Annotated in this window: 12 protein-coding genes; 4 read left to right on the forward strand and 8 right to left on the reverse strand. The window is 40.3% G+C overall.

The window, feature by feature from the left end; genetic code table 11:
* Positions 1–89: 89 nt before the first annotated feature.
* The 5 genes from EHE21_RS03005 to EHE21_RS03025 all read right to left on the reverse strand — a co-directional run bounded on the left by EHE21_RS03005 (position 90) and on the right by EHE21_RS03025 (position 9,068).
* Positions 90–2,888, reverse strand: a complete 2,799-nt coding sequence (locus EHE21_RS03005) for a M16 family metallopeptidase (RefSeq protein ID WP_194951803.1) — start codon at positions 2,886–2,888, stop codon at positions 90–92.
* A complete protein-coding gene (locus tag EHE21_RS03010) occupies positions 2,878–4,587 on the reverse strand; it encodes an ABC transporter ATP-binding protein/permease (RefSeq protein ID WP_194951804.1) in 1,710 nt (569 codons plus the stop codon). Before EHE21_RS03010 ends, EHE21_RS03005 begins: the two co-directional genes overlap by 11 nt.
* Positions 4,588–4,650: 63 nt before the next feature.
* Positions 4,651–7,398: a TonB-dependent receptor gene (locus EHE21_RS03015; RefSeq protein ID WP_194951805.1), complete on the reverse strand. Its 2,748-nt coding sequence runs from the start codon at positions 7,396–7,398 to the stop codon at positions 4,651–4,653.
* Positions 7,399–7,501: 103 nt separating this feature from the next.
* Positions 7,502–8,530, reverse strand: coding sequence for a FecR family protein (locus EHE21_RS03020; RefSeq protein ID WP_228766728.1), 1,029 nt, complete (start codon positions 8,528–8,530; stop codon positions 7,502–7,504).
* Entirely contained in the window at positions 8,520–9,068 is a 549-nt protein-coding gene (locus tag EHE21_RS03025) for an RNA polymerase sigma factor (RefSeq protein WP_194951806.1), read from the reverse strand. Before EHE21_RS03025 ends, EHE21_RS03020 begins: the two co-directional genes overlap by 11 nt.
* Positions 9,069–9,239: 171 nt before the next feature.
* On the opposite strand from EHE21_RS03025, the gene EHE21_RS03030 reads away from it, so the two are divergent.
* Positions 9,240–10,037, forward strand: a complete 798-nt coding sequence (locus EHE21_RS03030) for an energy transducer TonB (protein WP_194951807.1) — start codon at positions 9,240–9,242, stop codon at positions 10,035–10,037.
* A 72-nt stretch (positions 10,038–10,109) separates the two neighbouring features.
* On the opposite strand, the gene ettA is transcribed toward EHE21_RS03030, so the two are convergent.
* A complete protein-coding gene (gene ettA / locus EHE21_RS03035) occupies positions 10,110–11,777 on the reverse strand; it encodes an energy-dependent translational throttle protein EttA (protein ID WP_036911774.1) in 1,668 nt (555 codons plus the stop codon).
* 341 nt (positions 11,778–12,118) lie between these two features.
* On the opposite strand from ettA, the gene sltY reads away from it, so the two are divergent.
* Both sltY and trpR read left to right on the forward strand, forming a co-directional pair.
* A complete protein-coding gene (gene sltY, locus EHE21_RS03040) occupies positions 12,119–14,038 on the forward strand; it encodes a murein transglycosylase (RefSeq protein ID WP_088493771.1) in 1,920 nt (639 codons plus the stop codon).
* A 101-nt stretch (positions 14,039–14,139) separates the two neighbouring features.
* Positions 14,140–14,451 carry a trp operon repressor gene (gene trpR / locus EHE21_RS03045; protein WP_075671359.1) on the forward strand — a complete coding sequence of 104 codons (312 nt, stop codon included), beginning with the start codon at positions 14,140–14,142 and terminating at the stop codon, positions 14,449–14,451.
* A gap of 123 nt (positions 14,452–14,574) precedes the next feature.
* Here trpR and yjjX read toward each other — a convergent pair whose 3' ends face one another.
* Entirely contained in the window at positions 14,575–15,111 is a 537-nt protein-coding gene (gene yjjX, locus EHE21_RS03050) for an inosine/xanthosine triphosphatase (protein WP_023580954.1), read from the reverse strand.
* 51 nt (positions 15,112–15,162) lie between these two features.
* On the opposite strand from yjjX, the gene gpmB reads away from it, so the two are divergent.
* Positions 15,163–15,810, forward strand: a complete 648-nt coding sequence (gpmB, locus tag EHE21_RS03055) for a 2,3-diphosphoglycerate-dependent phosphoglycerate mutase GpmB (protein ID WP_194951808.1) — start codon at positions 15,163–15,165, stop codon at positions 15,808–15,810.
* A 43-nt stretch (positions 15,811–15,853) separates the two neighbouring features.
* On the opposite strand, the gene robA is transcribed toward gpmB, so the two are convergent.
* On the reverse strand, positions 15,854–16,762 hold the full coding sequence (gene robA / locus EHE21_RS03060; protein ID WP_194951809.1) for an MDR efflux pump AcrAB transcriptional activator RobA: 909 nt from the start codon (positions 16,760–16,762) through the stop codon (positions 15,854–15,856).
* Between the last annotated feature and the right edge of the window lie 111 nt (positions 16,763–16,873).

A 16,873-nucleotide genomic window follows, 5' to 3' on the forward strand; every position in this document is an offset into this window, starting at 1 on the left:
TAACTTGATTAAAATAGATGAATAAACGCCCAGATCTCACGCTATATGCAGACTCGATCTGGGCGTTTTATTTTAAGCAACTTTATGGCTTATTTTTGAGTTGCTGGCGTTAACTTAAAGACCTTTTCATTTTCACCTAACCATTGGCGAGCTACTTGGTTTATATCGTTAACACTTAATGTTTTTATAATGGCAGGATCAGTGAGTAAACGCTGATACTGTTGGTCATCCGTTGCAACTTGAGCAAGAGCCTCTGTCCAATAACTTGCACTGTCATTTACCTGTGAATTTTCAGTTAACCAGATATTTTTAGCCTCTTGTAACTCTTTATCTGTAATGCCTGATTGCTTAACTTCATTCACGACTTTGCGAGCGAGAGTGATTAATTCATCTGCACGTTCAGGTGATGCTGTAAAGTTTAAACGACCGGTATAGTAGCTTGTAGGCACTTTCGTTAACATTTCAGAGAAACCAAGTGAATAAATACCGCCTGCTCTTTCACGTAGGTTGAGTCTTAAACGTTGGCTGATCACTGTATCCAGTAAATTTAGCGCTAATACTTGTTGCTGTGACCATTGAGCAGGTGCTGCATATTGAATGCTAATCATGCTCTTATCACTACTTGCAATAGGATATGTTTTGCTAAATGAAGTGAGTTTAGGATTAATGGCGGGATCTGCCCAAAATAAGCGTTGCTCTGAACGTGTTGGCAGACTCGCAATCCAGCGTTCAACCAGAGGTTTAACTTGATTTAGATTGACAGGACCACTGATAACTAATGTCATATCAGCAGGTTGACCTAAGATCATTTGGTTTGTTTGCTGTAATTGTTGAGCAGTAAACTGTTTCCAAGTACCTTGCGGAGAAACCACTAAGCGATCGCCATTTTGATAGCTTTCTTTATTGATATTATCCAAGAAAGTACGTTCAACAGGTGTTTTTGAAATACCTAATGCCATGGCTTGCTTTTGTTGCTCTAATTTCTCACCGTTAAACTGTGGCGACGTAATTTTTAGATGCATCAGTGTTAGCAAGGTTTCTAATTCATCAATTGGCGCTTCACCACGAAAACCATGAAATAACAGTTCGCTATAAGGGCGTAAGCTGATCTGGTGTTGCTTGGTAAATAACGCTAATTCACGCGCATTATAATTACCATATCCGCTTACTTCTGGTAATTTTAATGCCCATTGAACCATACCTAAGCTTTGATTTGTTTCAAGTGAAGAGCCGCCTGGAATACGCAGTGAAACTTGAATATTATCTTTGAGATAACTGTCATTTTTCACAATCACTTTTACATTATTGCTCAGTGTCCATTCTTGCGTTTTTTCAATCGGAAGTGATTGCGTTGAAACGACTGAACCTGTGAGCTCAGGTTTAATATCGAGTACAACGGCTTGCGTTTTTAGGGTAAATGCGCCCGGATTTGATTGTCTAATTTCTTGCCAACGTTGTGCAGCTTTAGTTGCATTAAACACATTAGCATCATTATCAGGGCCAATCACAGCAACTCGTGGTGATGATTGTTTTAGATATTGAGCAAAATAAGCTGACAATGTTTCAGGAGTCACTTTATTGATTAATTGATAGCTTAAATTTAGCGCCTGTTTTTTCGTTTGAATTGGCATATCCAATTCAATAGCTGTTGTGATTTGATTGGCTAAATAATCGTGCTCGTAACGCTCTTCACCAGCTGCTTGTTGGCTTAGACGTTTTAGCATCGCGTTGCGAGCATTATCTAACTCTTCTTGAGTTACTGGAACGGAAGCGAGGCGTTGAACTTCTGTAAATAAGATATCTAATGCACCTTGGTAATCATTACCTTTAGGGTGCGCAATCATCAATTGTTGTGAACGACGAGAGTCTAACATTGCACCTTGAGCATTGGCGCTAATAGAAGCCATTAATCCATTATCAACGATAGTGGAGAAACGTTGATTTAAAATAGATAGCCATAATGAATCCATTAAATCTTCATATTGGCCTTGGCGACTATTTAAAGGGGCTGGCAAAGTACGTTGCAAGGTGAACTGTAAAATACGCGAACCTTGCTCTTTGTCGAAAATCGTTTTGACCAGTAGATCTTTATGATCGATAAAGTTGTGCCAAGATGGATCATCAATCCCTTTATTCTCGCTATTTTTAGCATTAAACAATTGCTTTATATCAGCAATAGCATCGCCCTGATTAAAGTTACCGACCAGTACTAATGCCATTCTTTCTGGTTGATACCAAGTATCGTAATAACGCTTTGCATCTTTCACATCGCCATGTTTAACAATTTCTAAATCGCCAATAGGATCACGATCCAGATAACGGCTACCGTAATAACGCAATTCTTCTAACTGGCGATTAATACGAAAACCAATGCCTTGACGTAATCGCCATTCTTCAACAATAACTGGACGCTCTTTATCAAACTCAATCGGGTCAAATGTCATTTCAAAAGCCCAGTCTGATAAGATTTTTAACCCTGTTTTAATTTGGATCGGATTTGCATTCGGTAATGACAGTTTATACGTTGTCGCATTTAAACTTGTCGCGGCATTAACGTGACTACCTAATTTCATGCCTAGGCTTTCAAGCTGTTTAAAGCCCGTTGTACCCGGAAAATGGGTTGTACCTTTAAATGCCATATGTTCAGTAAAGTGTGAAAAACCGAGCTGTTTTTCATCTTCTTGAACCGAGCCACTTTTTACTAGGAGGCGCATTTCAACACCGGTTTGTGGGCGTTGTAGTAAGTAGACGTCTAAACCATTATCTAGCGTAAAATGGCGAACATCAGGGCGCAGTAATAGAGTATTCTTGTCATTTTGATTAGGGGTGCTTGCTGCACACCCTAAAAGTGAAAGACTGACTGAAACAATCAGTAATTTACGATACATATTCGGTAACTCCAGCAGGTTGAGAGGAGGACACGGTAGGGGCTTTAAGTGAAATCACATTATCTGCAATCACATGTGTAAAGCGCTGGTGGCTGACTAAGGCAATACCTGCGGTTGGCAGATGTTGTTTTAGTAACTGCAACATGTTTAATGCATTTTGTTCATCAAGTGCAGAAGTGGTTTCATCTAATAAAATAAGCTCAGGTTTATTGAGTAATAAACGGGCAAAAATAAGGCGTTGTTGCTCACCACCGGATAGGCGTGTTGTCCAATCAGTTTCTAGTGAAAGTTGATTTTTTATTTTGTCTAAGCCCACTAAATGAAGCACTTCTTCGTACTCTTTGGCGGAGAACTGATTAGGCTGACAAGGATAAGCGAGCAAACTGTCTAAACGTGCAAAAGGCAGATACATACGTTGTGGGACCCAACATATATTTGGCGAGCGTTGAATATCCCCTTTGAAATAAGGCCAATGCCCACTTAATGCTCTAAGCAGTGTTGATTTGCCTAAACCAGAGCAACCTTCAATAACAGTTAACTCACCCGCTTTTACCGAGAAGTTAATGTCTTGGATTAACAAGCTATCATCTTGCATAAATAGGGAAAGATTGGCTTTTAATTTAGTCTGTTTATCATTTAAATCAGCGACTTCCGGTTCATGATCGTGTTCTAACAGCACCACAAAATTATAAAGACGTGTCACTGTTGCTTGCCATGCGGCAATCTCTTTATACGAGAAAATAAACCAACTCAATGCACCTGCAACACTAGAGAATGCTTGTCTCAACTGCATTAATCCCCCTAGCATTAATTCACCAGCAAGGAATTTAGGTAAGGCAAAAATAATTGGTGCCATTGCAGTAGCTTGTTGATAGCCCACCGTAAAGAATGCGAGATTTCTTTCGTAGCGAATAAGGTTATTCCAGTTATGAATAACCCCTAGAAAACGGCTCATTAATTCGTTGCGATCACTGATTTCACCACGTTGACCTGCAATCGCATCGCCATGTTGTTTTCGGGTGATGAGCGCAGTACGGTAATCAGCTTCTTTGCGCTGTTTATCCATATTAATTTTACGCAATGGTGAACCAATTAATTGCGTAATGGTGATCCCGATAATGGTATAGATAATACAAGCCCAGAACATATAGCCGGGAATTGTCCACTCGCTACCTCCTAATGTGAAAGAGATAGCGCCAGACAGTGACCAAAGAATGGTAGCAAAAGAGATAAGTGTGAGTAACGAGTGCAAAAATGTCACGGTTAAACGCATTGTGGATTCAATCAGTAAACGAATATCTTCTGCAATACGCTGATCCGGGTTATCAGGCTCTTGAGAAGTGAGTCTTAACATGTAGTGCTTACTGTTTTTTGATAACCAGCGATCAAGCACTTGTTCAGTCATGCCTTCTCGCCAGCGAATAACCATTTTTTGACGTAAGAAATCGCCCATTACCACAACAGTAATTAATCCCGCGATGATAATGACAAATTGTTGAAGAAGCTTGTAGAGCGCTTGCCCATCAAGTTGTTGTAATGCGTTATAAAAACCGCCATTCCATTCATTCATTTTGACGTTAAACCAGACGGATGACAGGGTTAAGGTCAAAGAGACAATCAATAGAAACCAGCAGTAAAGGGCGGCACGCCGCCCCCAAAAAGGTGAAACTAAATAGAAAAATTGTTTTATTGTTTTCATTGCTTATTGGTCATATTTTTATTGTGTATCGACTTGGTTGCTCACATTAACTTCGTCAATTTATTAATAGTCGTAGCTGACTTGTAACCAGAACTGACGGCCTGGTTCATACGACTTGTAATCTTTATCTTGATAAGTGAAGTAGTCAGTCACATTTTTAGTGTTAAGGACGTTATTCACTTCAACAGAGATACCTACGCCATAAGCAAATTCAGGTTTCCAACCCAATTTGGTATCCCAAGAAAAACGACTGCTGTAATTACGTTTTTTGTATTCGAATAATGGGCCATATTCACTTGGTCTTGGGGAGCCATTATTGGCTTTCTCTGCTTGTGAACGAGCGCCATTCCATTGAAGACGGTTATACCAAGTCAAATCCAAATCATCCCAAACACTGGTGAGTTCAGCCGTGACTTTTAATGGTGAGTTAAAATTGCCAGAAGGTAAGTCTTTGGCATTGATGATTTTTCCGTCATACCATACTTTGTCGTAGTTCATCCCTTGTGCACTAGGATCGAAGTTGGCATAACCAGAGTCTTTAGGCGTATTGGTTTTACTTTTTTGCCAGCTAATAGAGGCATTAAAAACATGATCGGCGTGTGCTAGTTCCCAAGGCTGACTGTTTTTCACAGAAAGCGTTAAGGTATCGTGAGTACTGCGTCCATTATTATTAAAATGGCGAATTCTTATTTTATCTTTGTCATTTGGATATTTGGTATCACTACGAACTTCATCACGACCTTCACGATGAACATATTGTAAACGCCAAGTGGTTGATGCAATTTCTTGTTGCAAGCCTAGTGTCAGCTCATCGTTATAAGGTGTTTTTAGTGAATCAACACCTTCAAAGTCGGTACGGTTTTCCCAATCATTTGGATTATCGTTATCACAAGAGTAGTAGCAATGCTGTAAGCCTGCGTTCTGTGCGCCATAAAGTGCATAAGTCAGCATTGAACGGCCATAATAACGGTTTATACCACCAATAATTAAGGTATTCCCTGTACCCCAAATATCATAGGTACCACTTAAACGTGGAGAGATATTATTTTTTTGAACAAAATCATCTCTATCTAAACGAATACCTGGACGCAGAGTTAAGCGCTTATATTGGAGATTATCATCAACATAAATTGCGTAGTTGGTATATGAAGCATCATGTGTACCCGCTAAGAAACGGGTTGTTTGTTGTAATGAACCCATCCACTGATCATCCCATGTGGAGCCAGTATAGGTATGGTTGTAATAGGTTTTATCTCGAACATAAGAGCCTTTAGTACGGCTAACTTCAAACCCTGTTGTTGGCTGATGGCTAACCGAGCCCCATTCAATTGGGTTAAATCGCATGATACTTTTGGCATTGTAGGTTTCTTGTTTGCTCTTCAAATCGCCTTGACCACCACTGCTTATCTGCTGTGGGTTTTGCCAATCGGTATAGTCTTTTATGGTGACAAAGTAGTCTTGATCATTAGAACGCTTGTCTTCAAGGTTTTGATAACCCGCAGTTAATTCTAATGAACCAAGATCAAGTTGATGCTTATAGAGTGCAGTAAAACTTAAACCATTATGCTCATTATCATAGCCTGAGTTATAGACTGAACCTGAGAATAAATAGCTTTTGTATCGCGCAATATTTGTTGATAAATCAAAGGTTTGTTTTTCTGAAATATCCCACGAATATTTAATAAAATAGTTATCGGAAGTACGGGTCTGGTCACGATAATGTGGCGTTTGTTCAACTTGTTCTAACTGACCATCTGGCGTAAGGATAATTCCGCCCTCTGCACTAATCATCATCGGAATGGTTGATTCACGACGTGATGCAGAGAAAATTAGCCCCGTATTGTCAGTTAGACTCGTTTCAAACCAACCACCAAAGTTTTGTTTATCATATTTTTTCTGGAAACGAGCAGGGTTACTAAAATCATTATTGGCTGTATCAAAATTCAGCTTGGGATCAGTAAAAATATTGTTCCAGCTTGAGCGCGTTGTGCGGTAATAGGCATTGGCATGCGTTTCGCCTGACCAGCGACGGCTTTGTACTTCGACAGTCCCGCCAGTAAAACCACCAAATTCAACAGGAATGTTGTTATCGTAAACCGCGACGCTATCAATTAATCGACTATCAAGGTACATACCTTGTTCGTCACTGGTAACACGAGTATTGGTTTCACCATTACCTGAGTTTGCTGGGTCAAAGTCATTATTAAAGCTGACACCATCAAGTTTATAGGAGTTTTGATAACTGCTAGAACCATGAATAGAAATACGTGAAGGTTTAATTTCACCCTGATTCATTGATGTGCTGTCATTATTGGAAAATTGAACAGCAGGGTTACTTTTCAGTAAGTCAGTTACGTTTCCATCACCGGTATTACGCTGTTTTATCTCTTCTGCGGTGATGTATTGTGGTGCGGAAACGACATCGGTAGCTGGGTGATAAGTACTACCAACACCGGTGACTTTAACTTCAGGAATAACAATCGCGTTAGTTGTTGCAAGGGGACGAATAACAAATCCACTACCTTGTGGAATAATTTCTAACCCGCTACCAATTAAGACTTTTTGTAATGCAGTTTGGGTTTCAAATTGACCTGAAAGTGCTGGAGCACGCAGGTTTTTGACCGAACTTGCATCAAATAAAATTTGTACTTGCCCTTGTTTTGCAATGGCACTTAATGAATCAGCCAAAGACTGTTCTGGTAAAGCCACCGAAACTGTAGATGCATAAGCACAAGGTGCGGCAATAGTCGTACTTATTAGCAATGCTAGTAGAGACCTCTTAAGGGTCCCTTTTTTGTTATTCATTTTCATTTCACCAATCCCATTCACTAACTTAATAATTGTTGTTACTAGGGAAGAGGGTGAAATGAGAATTATCCTCACCTGTAAAAAAGAATATTTTTCATATTTCTTTTTACTTGTTGATAATTAACGCATTATTTTTATCAGTAAAAACGACATTAACCGGCAATATAAGTGGAATTGCGGTAATAAAGTCTTTGGCGTCATTTATGTTAGCTATTCCTGAGACTTTCATTTTGGCAATTTCGGGTGAGGAAATTTGAATATTGATATCAAGATAAGGTTTGAGCTTGGCTATCACTTCATTCAATGGGCGCTCAAAGAAATGCAGTTGACCAAAACGCCAACTTCCCACGGAATCAATGTTGACCGAAGAGATAACAAAACTGTCATTTGCTAATGTGCTGGTGGCTTGAGAGCCTGCATACAAATAGGCTGGGGAAGATTTTGGTGCTGCTTTTACTTCAACAATCCCTTCATGAACAGCAACGTTAACTTGGTGGTTATCATAGCGACTAACTTCAAATTCAGTGCCGACAACTTTAATTAATCGAGTATCCGCATGAACATAAAAAGGGCGATAAGGATTTGATTTAACTTTGAAATAGGCCTGTCCTTTATCTAGCCATAGCCGTCTTTCTTCTTGCACATAAGCCACTCTTACCTGTGTGTTTCTGTCTAAATAGACTTTAGATCCATCAGCTAAGGTCATTTCTTTTGGTAAGTCGCTGGTTGCAAGCGTCATATTATCCATCAGTAATGCAGGTAAATGACTATAAGGAAGATATAAAACGGTGAGCAAACAAAGAGTAGCAGAGGTGTGGATCATTGGACGCCAAGGAGAGCGTTTTTTCTTTTCAACTGTGGCTATCGTTGGTCGTGGTAATGCATCGCATTGACGCCAGATCCCCGCAATATCTTGATACGCTTGCCGGTTTACATCATTTTCTATCCATATTTTAAATGCTTGGCGTTGTTTGGGAGTCATCCTTTGGCTGTGTTGTCGGGTGAACCAAAGGGCTGCTTGCTCATCAGTCGATTCATTGAGTAATTCATCATTAGTCTCCAAAAAAAGGGAGTCTAGATCCTCATCTGTGTGAGGTTTCGTTTCCGGTATGTTTTTCTCCGGCTTACTCATCATTCGTGCATTTCTCCTGTCCTGCATCGACATATCTTTTGCAATGTAATAGGGCAGCAGCAATATGTTTTTCCACCATGCTGATTGAGATTTCCATTTGCTCTGCAATTTCGCTTTGTGATAGTCCATCAAAACGATAAAGAACAAATGCTTCTCGACGGCGTGGAGGTAATGTTTCAATTGCTTCGCTAAGTAGATCTAAACGCTGTTGATGCTCAAGGACATATCCCGGATCAAGCTCCGTGGTATAGCTTTGAGCGGCGTCATCTAGTTCACAATCATTCTGATAGATATCTTTTTGCTTTTGATTTTTTCTCCAATGGTCAATCAAAACATGGTTCGCTATTTTAAACAGAAAAGCACGCTGTTCTTGTACAGGTGTTTGTTCTTTTCTGTTTAGCCATAGTGTAAACACATCTTGAGACAAATCATCTGCGTCATGGTAATTCCCCGTACGTTTGTGGAAAAAACGCACAAGTTGCCCATAGGTTGATTGATAGGCACAACTAATTTTTTGTGCCAATGATTTATCGCTAGCCATAATCTCTGGTGTCTAAAAAAGAGTGAAATAATAAGCTCTTACTGCTTCTCATGCGAACAAGTTATGATAATTATCAAGCTAATTTTTTATTGTATTATTAATAATAAGCAATATCATTTGTGTTTATATTATGCCTATAATTCACAAGAAAGAAAATCAGAGGCAAGAATTATGAGTAGTATGTCGGCGACTTTTTCACGCCGTGGTTCATTTTCTATTGGTGGATTAACCGCCAGTATTTTATTTCATGCAACGTTAGCTGTTGTCGCTATTGGCTGGATAACATCTAAAGATGAACGCCATGGCGTTTTACCACCCGCGATGACAATGGATCTCGGTATCTATCAATTAGCACAGGCAGAAACAAAAGAAGTGCCTGTTGGGCCTGAGAAAGTGATGTCTGTTCCTGAGCCAGCAGAGACAGAACCTGAACCTATCAAAGAAGTGTTAGATTTGCCTAAAATGCCAGTAGTAGCACAAGGCACTTATGAGCGTATTCCAGAAAAACCGAAAGTAAAGCCCGTGGTTAAACCCAAACCGGTTGCGGTAAAAGTCCCTGATGATCTTCCTGTCTCAGAAGCGCCATCAGATGTAACAAGCGCACCTGTTTCTGGCTCGAATACAAGCAGTAGTGCTCAATTTAATAGTTTATCTTCCTCTTCTGTAAGTGGGCAAATGGGATGGGAAAGCTTGGTTCATAGCCATATTAATGCCTATAAACGCTATCCTCGAACAGCATTGCGCTTTAAAGCAACGGGCGTGACACAAGTTTCTATTGTGTTAAATGCAAAAGGTGAGTTATTAGATGCGAAAGTGGAAACATCATCAGGTAATCGCCTTCTTGATAAAGAGGCTTTAAATACAATTAAACGCGCTTCACCATTTCCTGCACCTGAGAGCTATCGTTTAGAAAATGGTAATATTTCATTTACAGCGCCTTTAAGTTTTGATTATAGGCAAGAGAGTTAATAACTATATAACGATAAAAAAGCAGAGAATAATCTCTGCTTTTTTAGTATCGAATATCGTAAATAAACTCGATTATTTACTCATACGTTTGTACTTCATGCGACGAGGCTGAATAGCATCGTTACCTAATGTACGTTTTTTGTATTCTTCATATTCGGTAAAGTTACCTTCGAAGAATTCCACTTTACCTTCATCTTGGTAATCGATGATATGTGTGGCAATACGGTCAAGGAACCAACGGTCATGGGAAATGACCATTGCACAGCCTGGGAACTCTAACAGGGCATTTTCTAATGCACGTAAAGTTTCAACGTCGAGGTCGTTGGTTGGTTCATCGAGCAGTAACATGTTGCCGCCAACTTGTAGCAGTTTAGCAAGATGTAAACGACCACGCTCACCACCAGACAGTTCGCCAACACGTTTACCTTGGTCAACGCCTTTAAAGTTAAAGCGACCAACATAGGCACGGCTTGGAATTTCAAAGTTACCAATACGCATAATGTCTTGGCCACCTGAAACTTCTTCCCAAACCGTTTTACTGTCGTCCATACTATCGCGGAACTGATCAACCGATGCCAGTTTAACAGTATCACCAAGTGTTAAGGTGCCTGAATCAGGTTGTTCTTGACCTGAGATCATACGAAAGAGTGTTGATTTACCCGCACCGTTAGGACCGATAATACCAACAATCGCTCCTTTAGGAATAGAGAAGCTTAAATCATCAATCAGAACGCGATCACCATAAGATTTTGTTAGATTATTAATTTCTAACACTTTATCCCCTAAACGTGGTCCAGGTGGAATAAAGAGTTCACTGGTTTCGTTACGTTTTTGATAATCAACGTTATTAAGTTCTTCAAAGCGAGCAAGACGAGCCTTACCTTTTGCTTGACGACCTTTAGGATTTTGGCGGATCCACTCAAGTTCTTTCTGAATAGATTTATGGCGAGCAGCTTCGGTTGCAGCTTCTTGCTCAAGACGCGCGTCTTTTTGCTCTAACCATGAAGAGTAGTTACCTTCCCATGGAATACCTTCACCACGGTCAAGTTCTAAGATCCAACCAGCTACGTTATCAAGGAAGTAACGGTCGTGCGTGATCGCCACAACAGTACCTTCATAATCGTGTAAGAAGCGTTCTAACCAAGCGACAGACTCTGCGTCTAAGTGGTTAGTTGGTTCATCTAATAACAGCATATCTGGTTTTTCTAAAAGAAGACGACAGATAGCAACACGACGGCGTTCACCCCCTGAAAGTTTCTCAATCTTAGCGTCCCATTCAGGTAAACGCAGTGCTTCTGCTGCACGCTCTAATTGGTTTTCAAGGTTATGACCATCATGAGATTGAATAATCGCTTCTAACTGACCTTGTTCTTTTGCTAATTTATCGAAATCAGCATCAGGATCGGCATAAGCCGCATAAACTTCATCAAGGCGGTTTAATGCGTTTTTCAGTTCGCTGACGGCTTCTTCAACGGCTTCACGTACGGTATGCTCAGGGTTTAATTTGGGTTCTTGTGGTAAGTAACCAATTTTAATACCTGGTTGTGGACGTGCTTCACCTTCGATATCAGTATCAATACCTGCCATGATGCGTAGTAATGTCGATTTACCGGCACCATTAAGACCAAGCACACCAATTTTCGCGCCCGGGAAGAAGCTGAGTGAAATGTTTTTAAGGATATGTCGCTTAGGTGGGACAATTTTCCCGACACGCAACATACTATAAACGTATTGAGCCACTATAATTACCCTTTGATTATAAAAGAGATTTTATCTGAGGTGCCACTTTTTGCGCTAAAAACAAATTTTTTGTGATTAAGCCGCGTGTTTATGGCACCAAAATGAACAATAGCAAAGTCAATGTCAGTATTTGCCAAAGACCCGAAAATGATGAAAGTCGCCAGTATACCCGATTTATAAAAGAAAACCTTAGTCAAAAGAGAGGTTTTTATCTACCTTTCGTACTTCCTCTGAAAGTAATGAAAATTTCTCTTAAAGAGGGGAACTTACATTGTTAATGATTATCATATTAGCTAATGTATTCAGTCTTTGGTGGTTCTATTTGAAGTGGGAGAAATTACGTGGTGAAGCAAACATGGTCATTAGCAGTAGCAATAGGCGCATTGTGTTTTTCTACATGGGCACAAGCGGATTCATTAAGTGAACAACGTGTTCGTTATCAAGAAATTAAAGCTGCATGGGATCTTAAAAAAACAGACGAAGTAGAAAAATTACTCCCAACATTGCAAAGTTACCCACTTTATCCCTATTTAGAATACCGTCAAATTACGGACAATCTAGATGTGATTGCACCTGCTGTGGTCACTGAATTTGTTGCTAAATATCCTACATTACCGCCAGCGAAAGCACTTCCTTCTCTATTTGTGAATGAATTGGCAAAACGCCAAGAGTGGCAGAATTTACTGACTTTTAGCCCAAATCCTCCTAACCCTAAAGCGGCAAGATGTAATTATTATTATGCAAAATGGGCAACAGGCGATGTTCAAACCGCATGGGTAGGCGCTAAAGAAGCATGGCTAAATGGCACCTCAATGCCATCAAGTTGCGATGCTCTTTTTGATGAATGGCAAAAGGCGAATCAATTAACTCCAGAATTAGTGTTAGAGCGAATTAATTTAGCGATTAAAAATGGTAATACGGGACTTGCTGCTTATTTGGCTCGTCGCCTTCCTCAGAATTATCAAACCATTAGCGATGCCTTAGTTGAATTACAAGACTATCCAAACTTAGTGGGGCGTTATGCAACCGCGCTTTCACCAACGGATTTTACTCGCTCAATCATACAATCTGCATTTTCTCGTTGGGCAAGAAAAGACGCAGATGCTGCTCGAGCACAGATTGATAATATCGCACATGCCCAAAAAATGACGGCGAGTGAACGCCAGTTAATGCGTGATACTGTGGCGTGGCAATATATGCCTTATGCGACACCAGAGCAGGTAAAATGGCGTGATAGCGTTATTCAAGATACGGCATCAGATACATTGCGTGAGCGTCGAGTACGCCTAGCATTAAGCCAAAACCAACCAGCTGAATTGGCATTGTGGTTAGAAAGACTCTCACCTGAAAGTAAAAATAAGGAAGAGTGGCGTTATTGGCGCGCAATGGTGTTGCAATCACAAGGTAAAAACAGTGAAGCACAAGCTATTTTAGAAGCGCTGACACAAAATCGTGGTTTTTACCCAATGGTTGCAGCGACTAAATTAGGTAAGCCTTATGTGATGGTGATAGATAAAGCACCAAGTGTTTCATCAAGTATCCCTAATCAGCCAGAAATACAGCGCGTTCGTGAATTAATGTATTGGCAGATGGATAACTTAGCGCGATCAGAGTGGGCAAACTATGTTGCTTCACAGCCAGCGCAAATGCAGTCTGAATTAGCGCGTTATGCGTATGAGCAGAAATGGGCTGATTTAGCGGTACAAGCCACGATCACAGGGAAAATGTGGGATCATCTAGAAGAACGTTTCCCTCTTGCTTGGAAAAATGAATTTGAGCAATACACGAAAGATAAATCGATAGACCGTAATTATGCGATGGCAATTGCTCGTCAAGAAAGTGCGTGGAACCCTCAAGCTCGCTCTTCAGCAGGTGCAACAGGCTTAATGCAGGTAATGCCAAAAACAGCAGAATTTACGGTAAAACAAGCAGGTATTACAGGATATGTAAGTAGTGCTCAGTTAACCAATCCTGTGAAGAATATTGAGATTGGTACGGCTTATCTTGATTCTGTCTATCAGCGTTTTAACCAAAACCGTATTCTAGCAAGCGCTGCGTATAATGCGGGACCTGCACGTGTTGATCGTTGGTTATCTGATGCAAATGGTCAATTAGATGCGATAGCGTTTGTTGAAAGTATTCCTTTTGCTGAAACGCGAGGTTATGTCAAAAATGTACTCTCTTTTGCTGTTTTCTATAGCTACTTTGCGGGTGAACAGCAGCCAGTATTGACTGAAAATGAGTGGAATAGTCGTTATTAAGAGAGAATAACGCGGATTTATCGTCGGAGCCTCTTTGTACATTAGCAAAGTATGTTATATTGTGTACTAGTTAATGAGTGTGGCAAAAAGAGGTTCCCACGATGCAAGATCCTGCATTATCACCTGAAGAGAATGAGCACTGGCTAAGATTTGTTGCGTTATTACAACATGCTTTTGAGCAAGATGTGCAATTTCCTATTTTACAACTTTTAATGACACCCGATGAACGTAGTGCTTTGGCAACGCGAGTCCGCATTGTGCAAGAGCTAATGCGAGGCGATTTAAGTCAGCGTGAGTTAAAAGAAGAGTTAGGCGTTGGTATTGCCACCATCACTAGAGGCTCTAATAGTTTAAAAACAGCGCCACATGACGTGAAATTATGGCTTGAAAAAGAGCTAATGACGAAAAAATAGTCGCGTTGTTATGATGTAAACTAGAGTAATAAAAAAGCCATTTAATTATTTGATTAAATGGCTTTTTTTGCTTCTTGTTTATTTAAAAGCTAATTTATCTAAAAAAACGTATCAGATTAATTATTAATCTTCTTTTTGATTGAGTTCTTTATAGATATCATGAGTGACAGGCACTAATGCCAGCACTAATGCTTGTTGATACACAGAAGTACGACTGAGTAGGCCATCAGTAAAATAACCAATTGCACCACCGCGCTGTTTAATATTGTCAATCTTTGTTAAGAAAGCCATTTCATCGCCAAGCTCGCGACCTTCACGGATACCTTTTAAGATCTGTTCTGGTAGCATAAGGCTTGCAGAGCGTGATTCTCCACGAATTTGACCATGTTCGACAACAATCCAAGCAAAGGTCATATCATCTTCAATACCGGCTTCGACGCCAACCCAAAAATCAGCTTCAGGGCGAACTTGACGAGCCGCCATCACACGTTGACGTGCGCCAGTTCTCGTTTCTGTATTTCCGATAGGTTGCTGTGGAACACGGCTATCGACATTAATATCTTCAATATCAAAGGTATCTTTACCGAATACTTGCTCAAAGGCGAGTTTTATCGCGTTGATTTTTGCTGGATTCGTAGTGGCTGCAATGACATGATACATAATGAATTAATCATCCTTTGAAAAATTAGAGCAGTATAACGGAAAAAATGTATGTTACAGGTCTATCTTGTTCGCCACGGTGAAACTGAATGGAACGTGGCGAGACGTATTCAAGGGCAATCTGATAGCCCACTAACTGCAAATGGTGTGCGTCAAGCACAGCAAGTTGCTGAAAAAGTAAAATCAGCAGGCATTACCCACATTATCTCAAGCGATCTTGGCCGCACTCGTCAAACGGCAGAAATCATTGCACAAGCTTGTGGCTGTGAAGTGATAACTGACCCACGTTTACGTGAACTCAATATGGGCGTTCTTGAACAACGAGAGATCGCAACATTAAAGACACAAGAAGAGGCTTGGCGCAAGAGTTTGATTGATGGTACACCTGATGGACGAATTCCCCAAGGAGAATCAATGACAGAATTAGCAAGTCGTATGCAGGCTGCGCTAAATCAATGTCTTGATTTACCCGAAAATAGCCGTCCACTCTTAGTCAGTCATGGTATTGCTTTAGGGTGCTTACTGAGCACCGTGTTGGGATTACCTGCATATGCAGAACGCCGTTTAAGATTGCGTAATTGCTCAATTTCACGCGTTGATTATCAAAATAGCCCTTGGCTTGCCAATGGTTGGGTGATTGAAACGGCAGGTGATGTAAGTCATCTTACTGATACTGCACTAGATGAAGTTCAGCGCTAAAAAATAAAAGCTCTCTTTTTCATATCACAAAGAGAGCTTTTTATTATGCAGTTACATCTTCACGTTTAATGGGAATGTAATATTCAAAACGTTCGATATGATCTTGTGGTTCAGTCACCATCTCATTGCTGTAACGCACATTTTTAAGATAGTATTTTTCAACGTCATAGCCTTTACGGCGTGTTAATCCCATATTAGGTAAACAGACACCATAAATTAGGAATAAAAACTCCTGCATTGCGCCTCGTTTCGCCTCACCTTCAAAATCAAAGCGAATATAATCACCGCCAGCAAGAGAGACTTCATTTGCTGCATCATCATCAATAAACGTTGCGTAATCAGGCTCAACGGCAGTGGTATAAAGTACACGCTGTTCGTCTTCATGCTCATCGCTATGCTGGGCGTGATGAAGCCCATACACTTGATGAGGAACGGCACTTATCTTACTCATATAGTAGCGCCAGAAGGTTTGACGCATGTCAGAGCAGGCTTCAGCCCATTGCTCAAGGGTATGGCTGCAAGTTTGCTCAATGCCAATTAATTTCTTCTCAGATAACGTTACAAATTCCCATTTAGGTAAATTTTGAGGATCTAAGGTAATTGGTGGACAAATTCCTACCGCACACCATTCATCAGAACGGCGATAAAGAGCGGGCGTTCTATCAAATTGCTTTTTAAAAGCACGGGTAAAAGTCTGTTGAGAATCAAAACGATATTGCAAAGCAATGTCTAAAATAGGGCGGCTCGTTAAACGTAATGCAACGGCTGCACGGGATAGACGCCTTGAACGAATATAAGAACCAATCGCTTGTCCTGTAACTTCTTTAAACATGCGTTGTAGATGCCACTTGGAGTAACCCGCTTTAGTTGCGACATTATCGAGGGATAATGGCTTATCTAGGTTACTATCAAGCCAAGCGAGCAAATCACGTATGATGTTGGTTTGATCCATACATCTCCCTTAGTCATATTCGTTTATTTATTGCTGTAGATGGTAAATAGCCTGAACATCTATAACAAGTTATATTGTTAGACAATCGTAAAATATAGTCTTTTTCATCGA

Origin of the sequence: Proteus sp. GOKU (assembly GCF_015475555.1) — a bacterium.
Classification (GTDB): Bacteria; Pseudomonadota; Gammaproteobacteria; order Enterobacterales; family Enterobacteriaceae; genus Proteus; species Proteus mirabilis_B.

Bases quoted from the DNA above. Each gene is read 5' to 3' on its own strand.
- trpR (WP_075671359.1), top strand. From the start codon at position 14,140: ATGCAAGATCCTGCATTATCACCTGAAGAGAATGAGCACTGGCTAAGA.
- EHE21_RS03010 (WP_194951804.1), bottom strand. From the start codon at position 4,587: ATGAAAACAATAAAACAATTTTTCTATTTAGTTTCACCTTTTTGGGGG.
- EHE21_RS03015 (WP_194951805.1), bottom strand. From the start codon at position 7,398: ATGAAAATGAATAACAAAAAAGGGACCCTTAAGAGGTCTCTACTAGCA.
- EHE21_RS03030 (WP_194951807.1), top strand. From the start codon at position 9,240: ATGAGTAGTATGTCGGCGACTTTTTCACGCCGTGGTTCATTTTCTATT.
- EHE21_RS03005 (WP_194951803.1), bottom strand. From the start codon at position 2,888: ATGTATCGTAAATTACTGATTGTTTCAGTCAGTCTTTCACTTTTAGGG.
- robA (WP_194951809.1), bottom strand. From the start codon at position 16,762: ATGGATCAAACCAACATCATACGTGATTTGCTCGCTTGGCTTGATAGT.
- EHE21_RS03025 (WP_194951806.1), bottom strand. From the start codon at position 9,068: ATGGCTAGCGATAAATCATTGGCACAAAAAATTAGTTGTGCCTATCAA.
- yjjX (WP_023580954.1), bottom strand. From the start codon at position 15,111: ATGTATCATGTCATTGCAGCCACTACGAATCCAGCAAAAATCAACGCG.
- gpmB (WP_194951808.1), top strand. From the start codon at position 15,163: ATGTTACAGGTCTATCTTGTTCGCCACGGTGAAACTGAATGGAACGTG.
- EHE21_RS03020 (WP_228766728.1), bottom strand. From the start codon at position 8,530: ATGATGAGTAAGCCGGAGAAAAACATACCGGAAACGAAACCTCACACA.